This is a genomic window from Paraburkholderia sp. LEh10, assembly GCF_017814945.1.
Classification (GTDB): Bacteria; Pseudomonadota; Gammaproteobacteria; order Burkholderiales; family Burkholderiaceae; genus Paraburkholderia.
In genome coordinates this window covers 1-16,020 of record NZ_JAGIPX010000082.1, presented here as the reverse complement: position 1 = coordinate 16,020, position 16,020 = coordinate 1, and the positions used below count along the sequence as shown (strand labels likewise).

General features: G+C 64.1%; 13 protein-coding genes. 9 read left to right on the top strand and 4 right to left on the bottom strand.

Annotation, left to right across the window (positions count from 1 at the left end; genetic code table 11):
* The first annotated feature begins 13 nt into the window (after nucleotides 1–13).
* From J8I87_RS38100 to J8I87_RS38080, 5 genes are read left to right on the top strand one after another with little or no spacing between them, the layout of a single operon-like run.
* Nucleotides 14–796 (top strand): ABC transporter permease, encoded by a 783-nt coding sequence (locus J8I87_RS38100; RefSeq protein WP_209937542.1) that lies wholly within the window; start codon nucleotides 14–16, stop codon nucleotides 794–796.
* Entirely contained in the window at nucleotides 793–2,043 is a 1,251-nt protein-coding gene (locus tag J8I87_RS38095) for an ABC transporter ATP-binding protein (protein ID WP_209937540.1), read from the top strand. Before J8I87_RS38100 ends, J8I87_RS38095 begins: the two co-directional genes overlap by 4 nt.
* Nucleotides 2,040–3,347 carry a methyltransferase domain-containing protein gene (locus J8I87_RS38090; protein WP_209937539.1) on the top strand — a complete coding sequence of 436 codons (1,308 nt, stop codon included), beginning with the start codon at nucleotides 2,040–2,042 and terminating at the stop codon, nucleotides 3,345–3,347. Before J8I87_RS38095 ends, J8I87_RS38090 begins: the two co-directional genes overlap by 4 nt.
* Nucleotides 3,344–4,372: a glycosyltransferase family 4 protein gene (locus tag J8I87_RS38085; protein ID WP_209937537.1), complete on the top strand. Its 1,029-nt coding sequence runs from the start codon at nucleotides 3,344–3,346 to the stop codon at nucleotides 4,370–4,372. Before J8I87_RS38090 ends, J8I87_RS38085 begins: the two co-directional genes overlap by 4 nt.
* A 12-nt stretch (nucleotides 4,373–4,384) precedes the next feature.
* A complete protein-coding gene (locus J8I87_RS38080; RefSeq protein ID WP_209937535.1) occupies nucleotides 4,385–6,814 on the top strand; it encodes a glycosyltransferase family 4 protein in 2,430 nt (809 codons plus the stop codon).
* A gap of 61 nt (nucleotides 6,815–6,875) precedes the next feature.
* Here the strand turns inward: J8I87_RS38080 and J8I87_RS38075 are convergent, their stop codons facing one another.
* From J8I87_RS38075 to J8I87_RS38060, 4 genes are read right to left on the bottom strand one after another with little or no spacing between them, the layout of a single operon-like run.
* Nucleotides 6,876–7,112, bottom strand: a complete 237-nt coding sequence (locus J8I87_RS38075) for a hypothetical protein (RefSeq protein ID WP_209937562.1) — start codon at nucleotides 7,110–7,112, stop codon at nucleotides 6,876–6,878.
* Nucleotides 7,113–7,167: 55 nt separating this feature from the next.
* Complete coding sequence (locus tag J8I87_RS38070; protein WP_209937533.1) at nucleotides 7,168–8,463, bottom strand: tetratricopeptide repeat protein; 1,296 nt, start codon at nucleotides 8,461–8,463, stop codon at nucleotides 7,168–7,170.
* An 18-nt stretch (nucleotides 8,464–8,481) separates the two neighbouring features.
* Nucleotides 8,482–10,293 carry a CHASE2 domain-containing protein gene (locus J8I87_RS38065; protein ID WP_245254460.1) on the bottom strand — a complete coding sequence of 604 codons (1,812 nt, stop codon included), beginning with the start codon at nucleotides 10,291–10,293 and terminating at the stop codon, nucleotides 8,482–8,484.
* A 44-nt stretch (nucleotides 10,294–10,337) separates the two neighbouring features.
* The gene (locus J8I87_RS38060; protein ID WP_209937530.1) at nucleotides 10,338–11,612 is read right to left on the bottom strand and encodes a FecR domain-containing protein; all 1,275 of its coding nucleotides are present in this window, start codon (nucleotides 11,610–11,612) and stop codon (nucleotides 10,338–10,340) included.
* Nucleotides 11,613–11,890: 278 nt separating this feature from the next.
* Here J8I87_RS38060 and J8I87_RS38055 point away from each other — a divergent pair, with 278 nt between their 5' ends.
* The 4 genes from J8I87_RS38055 (at nucleotide 11,891) to J8I87_RS38040 (ending at nucleotide 15,890) form a co-directional block, all read left to right on the top strand.
* The gene (locus tag J8I87_RS38055) at nucleotides 11,891–12,670 is read left to right on the top strand and encodes a Crp/Fnr family transcriptional regulator (RefSeq protein WP_209937528.1); all 780 of its coding nucleotides are present in this window, start codon (nucleotides 11,891–11,893) and stop codon (nucleotides 12,668–12,670) included.
* Nucleotides 12,671–12,765: 95 nt separating this feature from the next.
* Nucleotides 12,766–13,971: a glycosyltransferase gene (locus J8I87_RS38050; RefSeq protein WP_209937526.1), complete on the top strand. Its 1,206-nt coding sequence runs from the start codon at nucleotides 12,766–12,768 to the stop codon at nucleotides 13,969–13,971.
* A gap of 5 nt (nucleotides 13,972–13,976) precedes the next feature.
* On the top strand, nucleotides 13,977–15,491 hold the full coding sequence (locus J8I87_RS38045) for a mannose-1-phosphate guanylyltransferase/mannose-6-phosphate isomerase (RefSeq protein WP_409518872.1): 1,515 nt from the start codon (nucleotides 13,977–13,979) through the stop codon (nucleotides 15,489–15,491).
* 108 nt (nucleotides 15,492–15,599) lie between these two features.
* Entirely contained in the window at nucleotides 15,600–15,890 is a 291-nt protein-coding gene (locus J8I87_RS38040) for an H-NS family nucleoid-associated regulatory protein (protein ID WP_209937524.1), read from the top strand.
* Nucleotides 15,891–16,020 lie beyond the last annotated feature (130 nt).

Genomic DNA, 16,020 nt, shown 5'->3' with positions numbered 1-16,020 from the left:
CGGAATTCTCATCATGGTTAGCTTCAGAACCAGCGTCGATCACGTCTGGCTGCTGGCACGACAGGATCTCGTGGACCGCCACCGCGAAAACGCGCTCGGTGCGGCTTGGCTGCTGTTGCAGCCGCTCGCGTTCATCGTGTTGTTCAGCACGGTGTTTTCGCACTTCATGCGTGCGCGGCTCGGCGCGGAGACGGACCCGTATCTGTATACGGTCTATTTGATCAGCGGGCTCCTGATGTGGAATCTGTTTGCCAACATCGTGAGCCGGCTCGCGTCCGTGTACAGCGGCAAGGCGCATCTGATCCGCAAGATCGGCGTGGACCTCTGGATCATGCCGCTACACATCGTCGTGTCGGAGTGGGCCGTCTATGCGATCGCGATGTCGTTCTACGCTGCGTTTCTGCTGGTGATCGGTCATCCCCTCAGTCCGCAGTGGTGCCTGCTGCCTGCCGTCGTGCTGCTGCTGAGCGCGTTCGCCTATGGCATCGGAATCATGCTGGGCACGATCGACGTGTTCATTCCCGATGTGAAGAACGTGTTGACCATCGCGTTGCAGTTCGGCTTCTGGCTGACGCCCGTCGTCTACCTCGCCGATATTCTGCCGCCGTGGGCGCAGCATGCGATGCATTTCAATCCCGTGTTCTGGGCTGTCGATGCCGTGCATGGCATCGTGGTGTGGCATCGCCCGCCGCCGTTCAAGGAGATCGCGGCGCTCGCCGTGACGGGCGTGGCGAGCATGGCCGCGGGCCGCGCGCTGCTCAACCGGCTGCGCGCCGAAGTGAGGGACTTGCTGTGACCAGTCATGCATCCGGCCATGCGCCCGTGTTGGCCGTCGAAAATCTGCGCAAGGAGTTCAACATCTACAAGCGTCCTGTGGACCGCCTGATCCAGGGTCTCACAGGCAAGGCGCGCTATCGCCGCCACGTCGCGCTCGACGATGTGTCGTTTGCGCTCGCGCGCGGCGAAGCGATCGGCGTGCTCGGGCAGAACGGCGCGGGGAAATCGACGCTGTTGAAGCTCGTCAGCGGCGTGCTCGAAGCGGACGCCGGCACGATCCGCCGCAACGGCCGTATCACGGGCCTGCTGGAACTCGGCACGGGTTTCGACCCGAAGCTGTCGGGCCGCGACAACATCGCGGTCAACGCGCGCCTGATCGGCATGACGGGCGATGAAATCGCACAGCGCCTCGACGACATCATCGCGTTTTCCGAACTGGGCGAGTTTATCGATGCCCCTGTGCGCACGTACTCGTCGGGCATGGTGATGCGTCTGGGCTTTGCGATCGCGATTCACGCGGACCCTGTCTGCTTCATCGTCGACGAGGCGTTGGCCGTCGGCGACGCGCGCTTCCAGCAAAAGTGCCTGAAGCGAATCCGGGCGTTCCGCGAGCGCGGCGGCTCCATCCTGTATGTGTCGCACGACATCAACTCGGTGAAGCTGCTGTGCGACCGCGCGCTGCTGCTGTCGGACGGCAAGGTGATTTTCGACGGCGGGCCGGACGAGGCCGCGCAGAGCTACTACCGCCTGATCGCGGGCGTCCACGATGAACTGGCGAACCCGCGTGACGACAAGCAGGGATCGTATGGCGCAATGCGCACGCGAATCCGGCAAGTGAGGATGGCGAACCGTTTCGGCGTGGGCGAGCGGTTCGGCTCGGGCGAGCAGGTGACGATCACGCTCGCTTGCGAATCGTCGCAGGACGCGGACCTGTCGGTTGGCATCCTGATTCGCGATCGCTTTGGTCAGGACGTGTTCGGCACGAATACGTCGCTGCTCGGCAAGGAGGCTGTTTTTCAGCAGGGTGAGCATGTCGAGTGCCGCTTTACATTGCCGCTCAACTTCGCCCCCGGCAAGTACACGTTGACCGTCGCACTGCATACCGACGACACGCACGTCCACGATTGCCAGCACTGGTGGGACGCGGCGGCGACGTTCGAGATCGCGGGCTTCACGCACACGCCGTTTTCGGGGCTGTGCTACGTGCCCGTCGAGTTTCAGCAACTCACGGTGGATTCCGCCCAACTCGCAACAACACAATCATGACTAACGCGGCACTCTCCGCTCTTATCGAACGCGTCAAGGCAGAAGCGGTGACGCGCGCGCCAGCTCAACAACCTTTGGCGCAGCCTGCCTTGCAAGCTGCTTTGCGGCCCTCGGCAATGCCGGGCGGTGCGCAATCGCGCAACCGCAAGCCGAAGTCCATCGCCGCGGGCGTCGGCGTCGAGCGTTTCATGGTCGGAGACAACGACGACTTTATCGACGAAGCGTACCGCTGCCTGCTAGGCCGTGAAGCAGATGATTCGGGCCGGCGGAATTACCGCACGCAACTGGCGAATGGCGTGAGCCGTCTGAGCATCGCGGCGAAGTTGCGGCTGTCGGCCGAGGGACGCAGCCGCGGCGTCAATGTGGCCGGGCTGAAATCGGCCATGGCGTTCACCGCGATCGATCGCGCATTGCGTCCGCTGCGCCTGAACGCCATCTCGGGCGCGGCGATCGCATGCCTCGAGCGGCGCGCTTCCGAACGTGCGGTGGTGCTCGAGTGCAGGCGCGCGCTCGAAGAGATCGACGCGCGGCTCGCCGCGCACGAGGACGAGACGAAGGCGGCCATCGAAGCCGTCCGGACAGCCGCGCCGGCAGGAACCCTCGTTTCGCAGCAGGCGCTCGATCGGTACTATCTCGCATTCGAAGACGCGAACCGCGGCTCGCAGGAGAGCATCACGGCCAAGCTCGCGGTGTACGACGACTGGCTCGGCACGCGTGTGCCGGGCCGCCGGGGCTTGCAGCATGCGATCGTCGATATCGGATGCGGGCGAGGCGAGTGGCTGGCGTATGTATCCGCGAAGCGCTTCGATGCCGTGGGTGTCGACGCGAACCCCGTGATGGTCGATCTGTGCAAGTCGCGCGGCTTCGACGTCCAATGCCTGGATGCACTCGGCTATTTGCGCACGCTGCCTTCTAAATCGGTCGGCGCGGTCACGGGCTTTCATATCATCGAGCACCTGCCGTTCGACTACCTGTATGCGCTCGTCGCCGAATGCAATCGCGTCCTGGTGGACGGAGGGTCGGTGCTGTTCGAGACGCCGAACCCGGAAAACGTGCTGGTCGGCAGCCACACCTTCTATCACGACTTCACGCACCGCAATCCCGTCACGCCGTCTGCTATCACGTTCCTGCTTCGCTTCCATGGCTTCGACGACCTCGACATCATCCGCAGCAGCCCGTATCCGGAAGAAGCAAAAGTGCCCGGCAACGACCCGTTGACCGAGCGTGTGAACGGGCATCTGTGCGGCCCACAGGACTTCGCCGTGACGGGACGCAAGGCGCGCGCGGCAGGAGAGCTGGTTTGAAGATTCTCGTGACGGCCAACCTGGTGCCGTTCATTCACGGCGGCGCGACGTATCACATCAACGGCGTCGTCGATGCATTGCGGCAGGCCGGGCATGAAGTCGAATTGCTCAAGCTGCCGTTTCGCTTCTCGCCCGAAGCCGACATTGCGCGTGCGATGGCGCATGCGTCGTCGCTCGATCTGGTGCAGCCCAACGGCGTGTCGATCGATCGCGTGATCAGCCTGCAGTTCCCGGGATATGGCATTGCCCATCCCGATCATCGCGTGTGGGTGATGCATCAGCATCGCGCTGCATACGAGCTGTATGATCCCAGCCGCTCGACAACGCAATTCGACGCGTTGCGCAAGGAGATCATTGCGTTCGACAACGCATCGCTGACGCGCGCGCAAGCAGTGTTCGCGAATTCGCGCCGGGTCGCGCAACGCCTGCGGCAGTTCAACGGCATCCATGCACGAGCGCTTTATCATCCGCCCGCGCATATGGGGCAGTTCGGGTGTGACGACGCGTTGCCGTACGTTTTCTTCCCCAGCCGGCTGGAGACGCTCAAGCGTCAGCATCTGGTGATCGGAGCGGCCCGGCACATGCGTTCGTCGCTGAAGATCGTGCTCGCGGGCGATGGAGGTCAGCGCGAAGCGTACGCCGCGTTGATCGAACGGCTTGGCGTCGGCGACCGTGTCGCGCTGATCGGGCACATCACGGAAGAAGAGAAGCGCGCCTTTTATGCGCGTGCGCAGGCAGTCGTCTTCCCGGCTTTCGACGAGGACTACGGCTACATCACACTCGAAGCGATGCTGTCGTCCAAGCCCGTGTTGACGTGCGTGGACGCAGGCGGCCCGCTCGAGTTCGTTCGCCACGGCGACAACGGCTGGATCGAGGAGCCCGATGCCGAGGCGCTTGCCGCGCGTCTCGACTGGATCGCCGCGCATCCGCGCGAGACGGCCGAGGCGGGCGCGCGGGCGCGCGAGGCCTGGCGTGCGGCTGACATTTCCTGGGAGCGAGTGGTCCGGACCCTGACCGCCGCCTGAGTGGATCGAATCATGAAAATCGCAATCGTTGCACCGAGTCCGGTGCCTTTCGTCATCGGCGGCGCCGAGAACCTGTGGTGGGGCCTTGTCAACGCGCTCAATGCGCAACCCGGCGTGCAGGCCGACCTGCTGAAGGTGCCGAGCCCCGAGCGGAACATGGGCGAGCTTCTGTCGAGCTACCGCCATTTTTCGTCGCTCGATCTGGACCACTTCGACCTGGTGATCAGCACGAAGTACCCGGCCTGGGCAATCCGTCATCGCAACCACGTGGTCTATCTGCAGCACACGCTGCGCGGTTTGTACGACTGCTACCCGGAGCGGATGCCCACGACGTTCGATCCCAGGGTGCTGCTGTCGCTCGGCATGCCCGAGCGCATCGTCCGGGCGCTCGTCGATTATCGCGCGCAGGATGTCGAGTTCGATGAACTGCTGGCCGCGCTCGACAGCGCATTCGCACGCGCGCCCGACGATGCCTGCTGGGCGTTTCCCGGTCCCGTGACGCGTGCGGCGATCCGGCTTCTCGATGCCGTCGCGATGCGGCCCGACAAGATCGTTCACTATGCGGCCATTTCGCAGGTGGTGGCGAAGCGGGACGGGTACTTCCCGGTGGGCGCCGAGGTTGCCGTCCATCATCATCCGACCAATCTGCAAGGGCTCGCCGCAGGTCCGCAGCAGACGATCTTCAGCGCGAGCCGGCTCGATTCCGCGAAGCGGATCGACATCATCATCGAAGCGTACAAGGCGAGCGGTGTCGAGATGCCGCTCAATATCGCCGGCAGCGGGCCAGACGAAGCGCGCCTGCGCGCCGCGGCGGGCGACCATCCCGGCATCCGGTTCCTCGGGCGCGTGCCCGATGCCGTGCTGGCGCAGGAGTACGCGCGCGCCGTTTGCGTGCCATTCGTTCCGCGCGACGAGGACTACGGGCTGATCACACTCGAGGCGATGCTGGCCGCGAAGCCGGTGATCGCTACGACCGACTCGGGCGGCCCGAAGGAATTGATCGAGCATGGCCATAGCGGATTGATCGTCGAACCGGATGCGCGCGCGCTGGCTGAGGCAATGCGCATGCTGTGCAACGATCTGCCGCGTGCGAAGGAAATGGGGCTCGCGGCGCAGTCGCATGCGGCGAAACTCAACTGGGATGCGTTGTGCGCGGCGCTGCTGGGTGGCGCGCGCGCAGCGGCGGGCACGGCCGCGAAAGCGTCGGATGAAGGCAAGCGCGCAGTGGCGCCGGCGATCATCGCACGCCGCGCGAAGCCTGTGCTCGGCGTGCTCAATACCTATCCGATTGCGCCCGTCGTGAGCGGCGGCAAACTTCGCCTCCACGGTTTGTACTCGCGCGTAGCCGATGAGTTCGACGTACGTTTCGTCAACCTCGCGGCGCCGGATACGACTCGTCAGGTTCTTCAGTTGAAGGATGGCTTCAGCGAAGAACTGGTGCCCAAATCGCGCACCTTCGTCAAACTGGAAGGCGAAATCGGAGAATCGCTCGGCGCATCCGTCACGGATCTGACGGCGGCGATGCATCCCCGCAGCGCGCCGCAGTGGCTGGAGGCGATCGACGGCCTCGCCCGAATGGCGCAAGTGATGGTGTGCTCGCATCCGTATGCGCTACCCGCACTGCGCGAGGTCTCATCCGCCGCGTTCGTCTACGAAGCGCACAACGTCGAGGCTGATCTGAAGCGCGACATCTATGGTCCGCATCAGTGGGCCGTCGACCGCGTCGCGGCGCTGGAGCGGCAGGCCGTGCGTGAGGCCGCGCTCGTCACCGCATGCTCGCCGCAGGACCGCGACCGCTTGCATTCGCTCTATGAGCGCGAGGACACGGCGAATCTGATCGTGGTGCCCAACGGCATCGACGTCGATGGCACGCCTTTCCGGCAGCGTTCAACGGCTGCGCAAAGCCGCGCGAAGCTCGGCGTAAGCGGCCCGCTCGCGCTCTTCATGGGCAGCGCCCATGGTCCAAATGCCGATGCCGCGCGCGTCATTTTCGAGGCGGCGGCCCGCTTGCCCCATGTGCAATTTCTGTTGCTCGGCTCCGTGTGCGATATGGTTGCGCGCTGGGACCGCCCGGGCAATATCGGACTCGCGGGCGTCATCAGCGATACGGAAAAGCAGTGCTGGCTGGAAGTGGCGGATATGGGCCTGAACCCGGTGGTGTCGGGTTCCGGTACGAACCTGAAGCTGATCGAATATGCGGCGGCGGGCTTGCCGATCGTCAGCACCGCATTTGGTGCGCGCGGCGTGGGTTTTTGCGGCGGGCGCGACTACGTCGAGGCAGGGGAAACGACACTCGCCGACGGCATTGCCGACATGCTGCGACTCGATGAAGCCTCACGCGATGCGATGATTCGCGAGGCGCGCTCACGTGTCGAAGAGAAGGCCAGCTGGCCGACGATCGCCCGAGCCTATTCGGACAGACTGAAGAACCTCGTCAATTGAGCGAGCGGGCGTGGCAGCCGCCACGCCGGCAACCGCCTCGAACAGCGGCGCGAGAAAAAAACTACAGAAACAGGTGGCCGATGGACGCGAGTCCATCCGGCTGCCCGATCAGCGCAAGCTCGACGGCATCCGCATGCGTGGCAGGCTGCTGCGCATGGTCCTGTCCTGCGACTTCGCGCAACAGGCCGTCGATCAGGTCGTATGACTGGTCGAGAAAACCAAGTGCCTCGTGACACTGCGAGCTCTCATGGGCTGCGGGCGACGCGTGCGGGTTTGCCGGGGAGGTTTGGGAGGACATGATGGAGCCTGTAACGGTCGAAGCCGCAGTTTAGCGTATTGAACGGGGATTGGAATCAGTATTTCCATGACAGTCCGACGGACGCGTTGCGCACCGAATACGAGAAGATCGGAATCGAATCGGTGACGCGCTGTGCCGACAGTTGCGCATAGGCCGACCACGCGTGCGACAGCGGATAGACATAGCGAAGCGATGCGGACCGCAGCGTCTGTTGCCGGGCTTCTTCGCCGAAGAAAACGGTGTCGTACGGCGACGCGTCCGCTTGCGTGCGTTGTTGATAGACCGCTTCTAGGCGTCCATGACGCTGCATGTCGTAGTCGAGTTCGAAGTAGGTCGAATACCCGTGGCGGCTGCCGCCTGGGCGGCCATTGTGCGGATGGTCCCACGATGGGCCGAACAGGAACAGCAGCGTCGTCCGCGCGCCGATCCGGGCGTTGAGCGCCGCGCGCGGCTCGGCGCGCAGCGAGTTATAGATCGAATTGCCCGGGTAGACGGTATCGTCGATTGTCAGATCGATGCCCGCGCGCGCGATCAGGCTCGTGAGCGCGGTAGCGGGCGACCAGTAGCTCGCATGCCACACGATGTCGCGCTGATAGAGCTGCGTGCCGAGCCACAGCGCATCCGCGACCAGTTCGTTGCCGAGTTGCCCGTTGCCGAGCTCGGCCTGATGGGCGACGCCGAGCGTGGCGACGCGCTGGTCGTACGCGTGCTCGCGGCGATACTGGCGGCTCATGAGTCCCGCGATCAGGCCTGCGTGCGGCACGCCGGGAATGGGCACGCCACCTTGCAGCGACGATTCGAGGTACTGGTCGCCGTGCGCGAGGCTCGACGGCGCGAGTATCAGCGAGTCGACGGGCGCGCCGGACGCGAAGGTCACGAGGGGATTGGACGGCCCGAAATTCGCGTTCGACGTGACGCCGACCCCGAGCGACGCAGCCGCTTGCGGACGCTTGACGTTCGGCACGCAAGGCGATTCGCGATAGAACACGATGAGCTTCTGGATAGGTGCGGGCACCGCGAATTGCGCTTCGATGCGCGCGAGCGTTTGCCGCGTCAGGTCCCGCTCGCCGAGCTGGCAATAAAGCAGCGCGACATCTAGCAGCGCACCCGCCTCGCGTGGGTCGCGGCGCACGAGTTCGTTCAGCAGGCCGATGGCCGCTACACGGTCGCCGTTGTCGATGGCCGTTTGCGCCTGCGTGCGCAGATCGTCGTTGATCACGTCGTCGAGGGATGCGCCCGTCACCTGTGCGTGCACGGCGACGGGCAGCACGGCCAGCACGGCCAGCGCGCCCGCCATGCGGATGCCGCGGCGGCGCAACCGGGCGAAGAAGCTAGAAAGAGAACGGACCATGGGTGCGGATACGCTCTCTCAACCGTGTTGCGGGACGCCGGGTCGGTGCTCGCCGAGCACATACAGCATTTCGGGCGCGACCCGTCCGCGCAGTGTCGTTTGCGCATACGGGTGCAGTTTGTGGCGCGTCACGGCTTTGGCCGTTTCCTCGCCGACCAGCAGATCGGTGCCCGCAATCTTTGCGTAGTCCTGCAGGCGGGAGGCCACGTTGATCGCGTCGCCAATCGCCGTATAGGACTGGCGCGTCGTGGAACCGAGCTCGCCGACGACGGCACTGCCCGTATTGATGCCGATGCGCGCGCGCACCATCTGGTCGATCAGCAGCGGGTCGTCCGCGTCGTTGAGCGCTTCCAGTTCCTTGAGCATCGCCACCGCACAATCCATCGCGCGGTCCGCGTGATCGTGCTGTTCGAGAGGCGCGCCCCAGAATGCCATGATCGCGTCGCCGATGTATTTGTCCAGCGTGCCTTGCGTGTCGTGCACGCAGCGGGTCAGGCGGGTGAGGACGAGCTCAGTCATCGCGACCAGCTGCTCTGGGGTCATCTGTTCGGCGAGCCGGGTATAGCCTTCGATATCGACGAACAGCACGGAAATGCGCCGGCGCTCGGGTTTGAACGCCGTGAGTCCGTGACGGCGCACGATTTCGCGCAACACGGTCGGCGGCAGATAGCGGCTGAAGCGCTGCTCGAACGAGCGGATGGTCGCCTGCGACGAAATCCACTCGACAGGTGCCTGAATCACGATGAATGCCACGGCGGGCACGAGCGGCAGCGCAATCAGATCCGCTGCGACTAGCGGCGTCGTTATCCCGATGGCGAGCCACGCGGCCGTCGTGGCGACGAGCGCGAGCAACGCGGCGGGCGCGCGCGAGCGCCGGAACAGCAGCGCGAACAGCACGATCGTGACGGCCGTCCACGCGAGCGGAAGCAGTGCCGACGCAGCCGCGAAAGCGCCCCGTGCCTGCGCGTCGAGAAGCCACGTCAGGATTTCCGCATGCACGACGGCGGCGGGCAGCCATGCATCGACGGGTGTCGCGATATGGTCGGTCAGGCCGAGCGCCGACGATCCGACGATCACATAGCGGCTACGCAGCAATTCGGCGGGCGCGGTTCCCGTCAGCACCTGAAGCGCGGAAACGACGTTGAACGCCTGGCTGCCGTGACGAAACGGAATGCGCACTGCGCCGCGCGCATCGACGGGTAGCGACGCGATGGAGGGGCCGCGCGGCGATGCGCTATCCGCGCAATGCAGCATCTGCCATCCGAACATCGGATAGAGGGTGCCTGCGTAACGGACGACGGGCGGGATCGCGCGCACCACGCCGTCGAAATCCGCGACGGGTGTCACGTGCCCCGCGCAAACGGCGGGATCGTCGAAGAAGTTCGCGACATACCCTGTGGCGAGCGGCGGCTTCCATGAAACGGCAACCGGGTTGCGCGGCGCGCTCACATGCCCGGCCCGAGGCGCGCCCTCATTGCGCGACAGGTCGAAGGCCTGCGCGAATACGAGCGGATAGCGCCGTGCGACTGTCAGCAGCGCCTCGTCGTCTTGCGGCTTGGCCGCGTCGGGAAACAGGATGTCGAGTCCAACCGTCCTCGCGTGATACTGGTCGAACAGCGTCTGCGCAAGACGCGCGATGAGTGCGCGAGGCCAGGGCCACGGGCCGATGATCTCGAGCGAATGCTCGTCGATATCGACCAGCGTGACCCGTGTGTCGGGATGCTGGACCTGCGTGTGTGCCTGACGCCAGTCGTCGAGCGCGAACGCGAGACGTGCGTACGGTTGAGGTTGCCAGCCGGTGGCCAGCAGCACCGAGAGCAGCGTGGTCATTCCGAGAATCGTGAGGCGAACGCAGTCCAGTTTGGAGGGGCGTGCTAACGCGCCCACTGAGTCGCTCCGATTGCCGACGTCTTCGCATCGATGCTTTGCAGGAACAGATACCCGGCCTGGGTGGCCGTCTTGCCCGCGAGCGCGCCGTGGATGGACGCAGGCGAGCCGTAGTCGCTCGTCAGTCTGCCGTCGTCGAGTACTGCGCCGCGTCCCTTGATCGCATACGTGCCGTTGTTTGCGCTCAGGTCGAGCTGGGTCGCGAACGCACGCTTGCCGAAGTCGATCGTGAGGCTCGCATTCGAGATCGCGCCGGGCACGGCCGCGCCCGTCGACGCATTCACGAGGTACGCAGCCGACGACTGCAGTCCGAATCCGAACACGCCCTGAACAGGCATGACCATGTCGGTCTGCGGCGTGCGCGTCATCGCGAACAGCATGTTGATGTCGATCTGTTCGCTGCCCTGTTTCAACAATTTATCGAGGGAGGTGTCGGCGGGTTGCGATGCGAGCGCCGCGAAACGTCCCCAGAAGATCTGTTGCGCTTCAGGCTTCGGCGGCGGCGCCGGGGGCGGCGCAGGGGCGTCGGGCGCGGGCGGCGCAGGAGGCGCTTGCGGCGTCTGCGCGGGAATCGTGTTCATGAACTGCAGTTCGAGCGGTGCGACTCCGACATCCCCTTGCGTTTGCCCCGTGACTGAGTGCGCTGCATTGTCCTCATTTTTCTGCGTCGCCACGCCTTGCGGCGAAACGGCTGCGAGCCGGTTTTCGAGCAGCAAGGGGCGCGTGCTGCCGCGCTCGACCTGCAGCATCGCATCGCGCTGATCCGCAAACAGTTGCGCGGCGGCAGGGCCTTCGCAGGGGCCGTTGCCCGATGATAGACAGCTGCCGCCAAGCGGCGTCATCACGATGCCGCCGCTGCGCACATCGGCGCGCGTGGTGTCGCCGGTGGTGAAGACGGAAAAGTCCGTGCCGCGTACGCCGAGGGCCGCGACGGGCGTATTGAGCCGATAGTGATCGCGCGCGGCCTGTGCGCCCTCGCCGGAAATCTCGCGCATCGTGCCCTTGTGCAGCACGAGTTTGATGACCGACTGTTTCGGCGCGGAAGCGTCGTATTGAAAGCGCTCGAACGTCAGCGACGAATCGGGGCGCACGCTGATGAAGCCATGATCGACAGTCGCGATGTAGACATAGCCGTCGCCGCCCGTTTCAATCGTGTCGCCCTCGGAGATCGCGCCATCCCGCGCGATGGGTGCGCGGTGCCGCGCGCTGAGAATGCGCGCGTTCCCCACCACGGCGACTGCGTGGCCAACGATGCCATCCATCTTTTCCGTGCCTTGCGCGAGTGCCGTTGTGCATGCAACCGACAGCGCAAGTGCCACCACTCTCAGATTAAAGCGTACGCACATTTTTTCTTGTGTTCTATACCGTGCCGGATAGCACGATTGGTCCTCTCCAGATCTTAACCATGTCATGGCGCCGATGTGTGATGGCCGTCACAGATTTGCGCAGGTACGGCGATTAATGTGACGGCTGTCACAGATGTTGTGGCTCTGTACCACTATCGTGGCGATGTGTCAGAGACCAGGCGCACAAATAATTAATGTCGATCGAAGATACCAACAAGACTGACGGCGGTACGTTCAAGGCTATCGATCTCCTCAGGCGGCAGAAATTGCTTCGCGGCGTTTCCGATGAGGTGATCGAAGAGACCAGTCGCCATATTCGCTATCGTCGCTACAGCAAGCGGGATTTCGTCGTTCATAAGGGCGACGCGGGGTCCGCGCTGCTTCTGCTGATGTCGGGGCGACTCCAGGTGATCGCGCTGTCGGAAGACGGGCGTGAAGTTGGGCTCAATTTCGTCGAGCCCGGCGATTACTTTGGGGAGCTATCTATTATCGATGGAGGGCCGCGCTCGGCGTCGATCATCGCAACGACGGAATCGGTGGTGGGTTTCTTGCCTAAACCACAGGCGCAGGCGCTTTTCTACCGCAATCCGGCCGTCGTCGAGGCGCTGTTGCAGCGGCTGTGCAGGACGATCCGTCAGGCGTCGAACTATCGCTCGATGCTCGGACTCACGCGCGCCTATGCCCGCGTGTACTCGGTGCTCGAAGCGTCGATGAAGAAATCCACGGGCGACATGCTGACGATCGAGAATCTGCCGAATCAGCAGGCAATCGCGATCATGGCCAACGTCAGCCGCGAGACGGTGTCACGCGCAATCCGCTCGCTCGTCGATGGCCGTGTCGTCGATCGCGACTATCGCAGGCTGATCGTCCGCAACGTCGATCTGCTTCGCAAGCTGGCGCGCGGCGAGGCGGAGCTGCAACTGCGCAAGGACACGCTGGAAGACGGCGTATCACGCGAACGGAGTTCCGCGTGACGTCGGCAACGCTTTCTCGACGGACGGCTCAAGCCGATTTTTAAGCACCCTACGCCCGCGCTGATCGATCGAACGATCTGTCGGCAACTGGAATCATGCGCGTTCTACATTTCTACCGAACCTATCTGCCCGACACCATCGGAGGCGCGGAGCAGTCGATCTATCACCTGTGTCGCGCGGGTGCGGACATCGGCGTCGAGAACAAGGTTCTCACGCTCACGCGAAACCGCGATGCCAGGCGTTCCGTTCAACTGGACGGGCACGAGGTAGAACGGGTGTTCAACCGGATGACGTTCGCGTCCGTTGAGCTCTCATGGCGCGCGCTGCAGACATTCGACCGGTTGGCGGCGCAGGCGGACGTCATTCACTACCACTTTCCGTGGCCGATGGCTGACATCGCGCATCTGGTGCGGCGTGTCGATCGGCCGTCCATCGTCACCTATCACGCGGACATCCAGAGGCAGAAGCTGCTGCTCGCGCTGTACAGGCCGCTGATGCGCCGCTTTCTCGCGAGCGTGGACAGGATCGTTGCGACGTCACCCAATTATGTAGCGACGAGCGATGTGCTTCGGGCGTATCCGGACAAGATCGAGGTCGTGCCGCTCGGTCTCGGACGCGCTTATTACCCGTCGCCCGATGAAGCGCTGATGCAGACATGGCGTGAGCGCATCGGCACGCCGTTCTTTCTGTTCGTCGGCGTGTTCCGCTATTACAAGGGTCTTCCCGTGCTGATCGAAGCGATGAAGCGCACGGGTTATCCCGTCGTGTTCGTCGGCGATGGGCCGCTGGGTTCCGAGATCCGGTCGCTTGCCGTCACCCGCGGCGTGACCAACGCGCACTTCACGGGCGTGATATCGGAGGCCGACAAGATGGCCTTGATCAAGCTCAGCCGGGCGATGGTCTTTCCGTCACCGAACCGCGCAGAAGCATTCGGCATGTCGCTGCTCGAAAGCGCGATGCTGGGCAAGCCGATGATCTCGTGCGAGATCGGGACGGGGACGAGCTATGTGAATCTGCACGAGGAAACGGGCCTGGTGGTTCCGCCGAACGATCCCGACGCGCTTGCGAACGCGATGCGGCGCTTGTGGCAGGACGACGGCGCCGCCGAGCAGATGGGACGCCGCGCTGCACTGCGATTCGAGGACCGGTTCAGTGCGCATCGCACGGCGCAGAACTACCGGCGCATTTATGAAGCGGTGATCGCAGAGCACGGTGCGACGACGTCCGCGCCGGCGCCACGCCATGGACAACTGTCAAAACGCCACGGCGAGCTTTCCGACGTGGCAACCGAGAGGCAATAACCAACATGAACCATCCATCAGTCCCGGAATCCATTCGTGACATGATTTCCGGCATGTCCGATGCGGGCGCAGCGAGTGCGTTGCAGATCCTGCCAGTCGTGCTCGCGGGGGGAGCCGGCACACGGCTGTGGCCGCTGTCGCGCGAAGCGTATCCGAAGCAGTTGCTCGCGTTGCTTGGCGACCGGTCGATGCTCGAAATGTCCGTGTCGCGGCTCGATGGAATCGCGACCGCGCATGCGAATCGCGGCCTGGTGGTGTGCGCCGATGAACATCGCTTTCAGGTGGCGAAGCATCTCGAAGCAAGCACGCGGGAGTGGCAGACGATCGTCGAGCCCGTCGCGCGCAATACTGCGCCCGCGCTCACGCTCGCCGCGCTCCATGCGACAGCCGACGGTGAAGATCCCATACTCGTCGTCACACCCGCCGATCACGCGATCGACGATGTGCCTGCGTTCGAGCGCGCGGTGCAGGGCGCCGCATTGCTCGCGCGGCAAGGCAAGGTCGTCACGCTGGGTATCGTCCCGACTCGGGCGGAAACGGGCTACGGATACATCGAAACAGGTGCGGCGCTCGACGGTGCAGCCGGACATCGCGCGCGCGCGCTGACGCGCTTCGTCGAAAAGCCGGACCGCGAAACTGCGGAAACATTTGTCGCATCCGGCAAGTATTGGTGGAATGCCGGCATTTTCGTGGTGCGCGCATCGGTCTGGCTCAACGCGATCGACACGGCGCGCCAGGATATCGCCCGGTCGTGTCAAACGGCCTGGATGCGGGCGAGCAAGGAAGGCGATGCATGGCGGCCGGATGCGGAGAGCCTCGCTGCTTGCCCGAATGATTCGATCGACTATGCCGTCATGGAACGTCTCGCCGATTGCGGGATCGACGGCGCTGTCGTGCCGCTCGAAGCGGGATGGAACGACGTCGGCGCATGGGACGCCGTCTGGGACATTCTTCCGAAAGACGACGCAGGCAATGTCACACGCGGGGATGTGTTGCTCGCGAATGCATCGGGTACCTATGCACATTCGGAAGACCGGCTGATTGCGTGCGTCGGGACGACGGATCTCATCGTCGTCGAGACAGCCGACGCCGTGCTCGTCGCGGACCGCCGGCATGCCCAGGAGGTCAAGGCGATCGTCGGCGGCATTCGCAAGCGTGAAAGGACGGAAGCCGCGCATCACCGCAAGGTGCAGCGTCCCTGGGGTTACTACGATTCGATCGACAAGGGCTCGCGCTATCAGGTCAAGCGGATCGTGGTCATGCCGGGGGCTACGTTGTCGCTCCAGTTGCACTACCACCGGTCGGAGCACTGGATCGTGGTGAGCGGCACGGCGCGCGTCACGCGCGGCGATGAAACGTTCATGCTGGCGGAAAACCAGTCGACGTATGTGCCCGTCGGCGTGAAGCACAGGCTGGAAAACCCGGGGCGCGTGCCGCTCGAGATGATCGAGGTCCAATGCGGGTCCTATCTCGGCGAAGACGACATCGTGCGCTTCGATGACCGGTATGGTCGCCAATGACGGGCGCGAGAGCTCACGATGCGACGGCACACATGAGAGGGTGCCCGTGAGCGGGACGTCCTCGGTGTTTCAAATAGCGCGTCAGCAACCATTCATTCAGGTGTTTTGATGGACTCATATCAGGATCTGGTCGCCCGGATGGCGCGGCTGGAAGTGGAAATCGAGAAGTCGCGCAAGGCCGAAACGGCGGCCGCGATAGACGACATCCTGCAAAGGATGACGGAATACGGCATTACGCTGGGCGACATCGGCGAGCGCATGAAGCAGGGTGGGCGGCGCACGCGCGCGCGGGTCGAGCCTAAATACCGCGATCCTGTCAGTGGAAAGGAGTGGTCAGGGCGAGGCAAGGCACCCAGATGGATCAGGGATCATGCCGACCGTGAGCGCTTTCTGATCTGAAGGCAAAGCCGGACATCGGCGCAGGTGCCGCTCTGAAGTACGCCCCGAAGGCCGAATCGGAATCGGCGTTCGGGGCGTGCTGTTTTCTATCGCAACGTCGGGCAGGCCGTCGTTCTTTTCTTATCCGCGC

Bases quoted from the DNA above. Each gene is read 5' to 3' on its own strand.
- J8I87_RS38100 (WP_209937542.1), top strand. From the start codon at position 14: ATGGTTAGCTTCAGAACCAGCGTCGATCACGTCTGGCTGCTGGCACGA.
- J8I87_RS38090 (WP_209937539.1), top strand. From the start codon at position 2,040: ATGACTAACGCGGCACTCTCCGCTCTTATCGAACGCGTCAAGGCAGAA.
- J8I87_RS38080 (WP_209937535.1), top strand. From the start codon at position 4,385: ATGAAAATCGCAATCGTTGCACCGAGTCCGGTGCCTTTCGTCATCGGC.
- J8I87_RS38075 (WP_209937562.1), bottom strand. From the start codon at position 7,112: ATGTCCTCCCAAACCTCCCCGGCAAACCCGCACGCGTCGCCCGCAGCC.
- J8I87_RS38070 (WP_209937533.1), bottom strand. From the start codon at position 8,463: ATGGTCCGTTCTCTTTCTAGCTTCTTCGCCCGGTTGCGCCGCCGCGGC.
- J8I87_RS38065 (WP_245254460.1), bottom strand. From the start codon at position 10,293: ATGACCACGCTGCTCTCGGTGCTGCTGGCCACCGGCTGGCAACCTCAA.
- J8I87_RS38060 (WP_209937530.1), bottom strand. From the start codon at position 11,612: ATGGATGGCATCGTTGGCCACGCAGTCGCCGTGGTGGGGAACGCGCGC.
- J8I87_RS38055 (WP_209937528.1), top strand. From the start codon at position 11,891: ATGTCGATCGAAGATACCAACAAGACTGACGGCGGTACGTTCAAGGCT.
- J8I87_RS38050 (WP_209937526.1), top strand. From the start codon at position 12,766: ATGCGCGTTCTACATTTCTACCGAACCTATCTGCCCGACACCATCGGA.
- J8I87_RS38045 (WP_409518872.1), top strand. From the start codon at position 13,977: ATGAACCATCCATCAGTCCCGGAATCCATTCGTGACATGATTTCCGGC.
- J8I87_RS38040 (WP_209937524.1), top strand. From the start codon at position 15,600: ATGGACTCATATCAGGATCTGGTCGCCCGGATGGCGCGGCTGGAAGTG.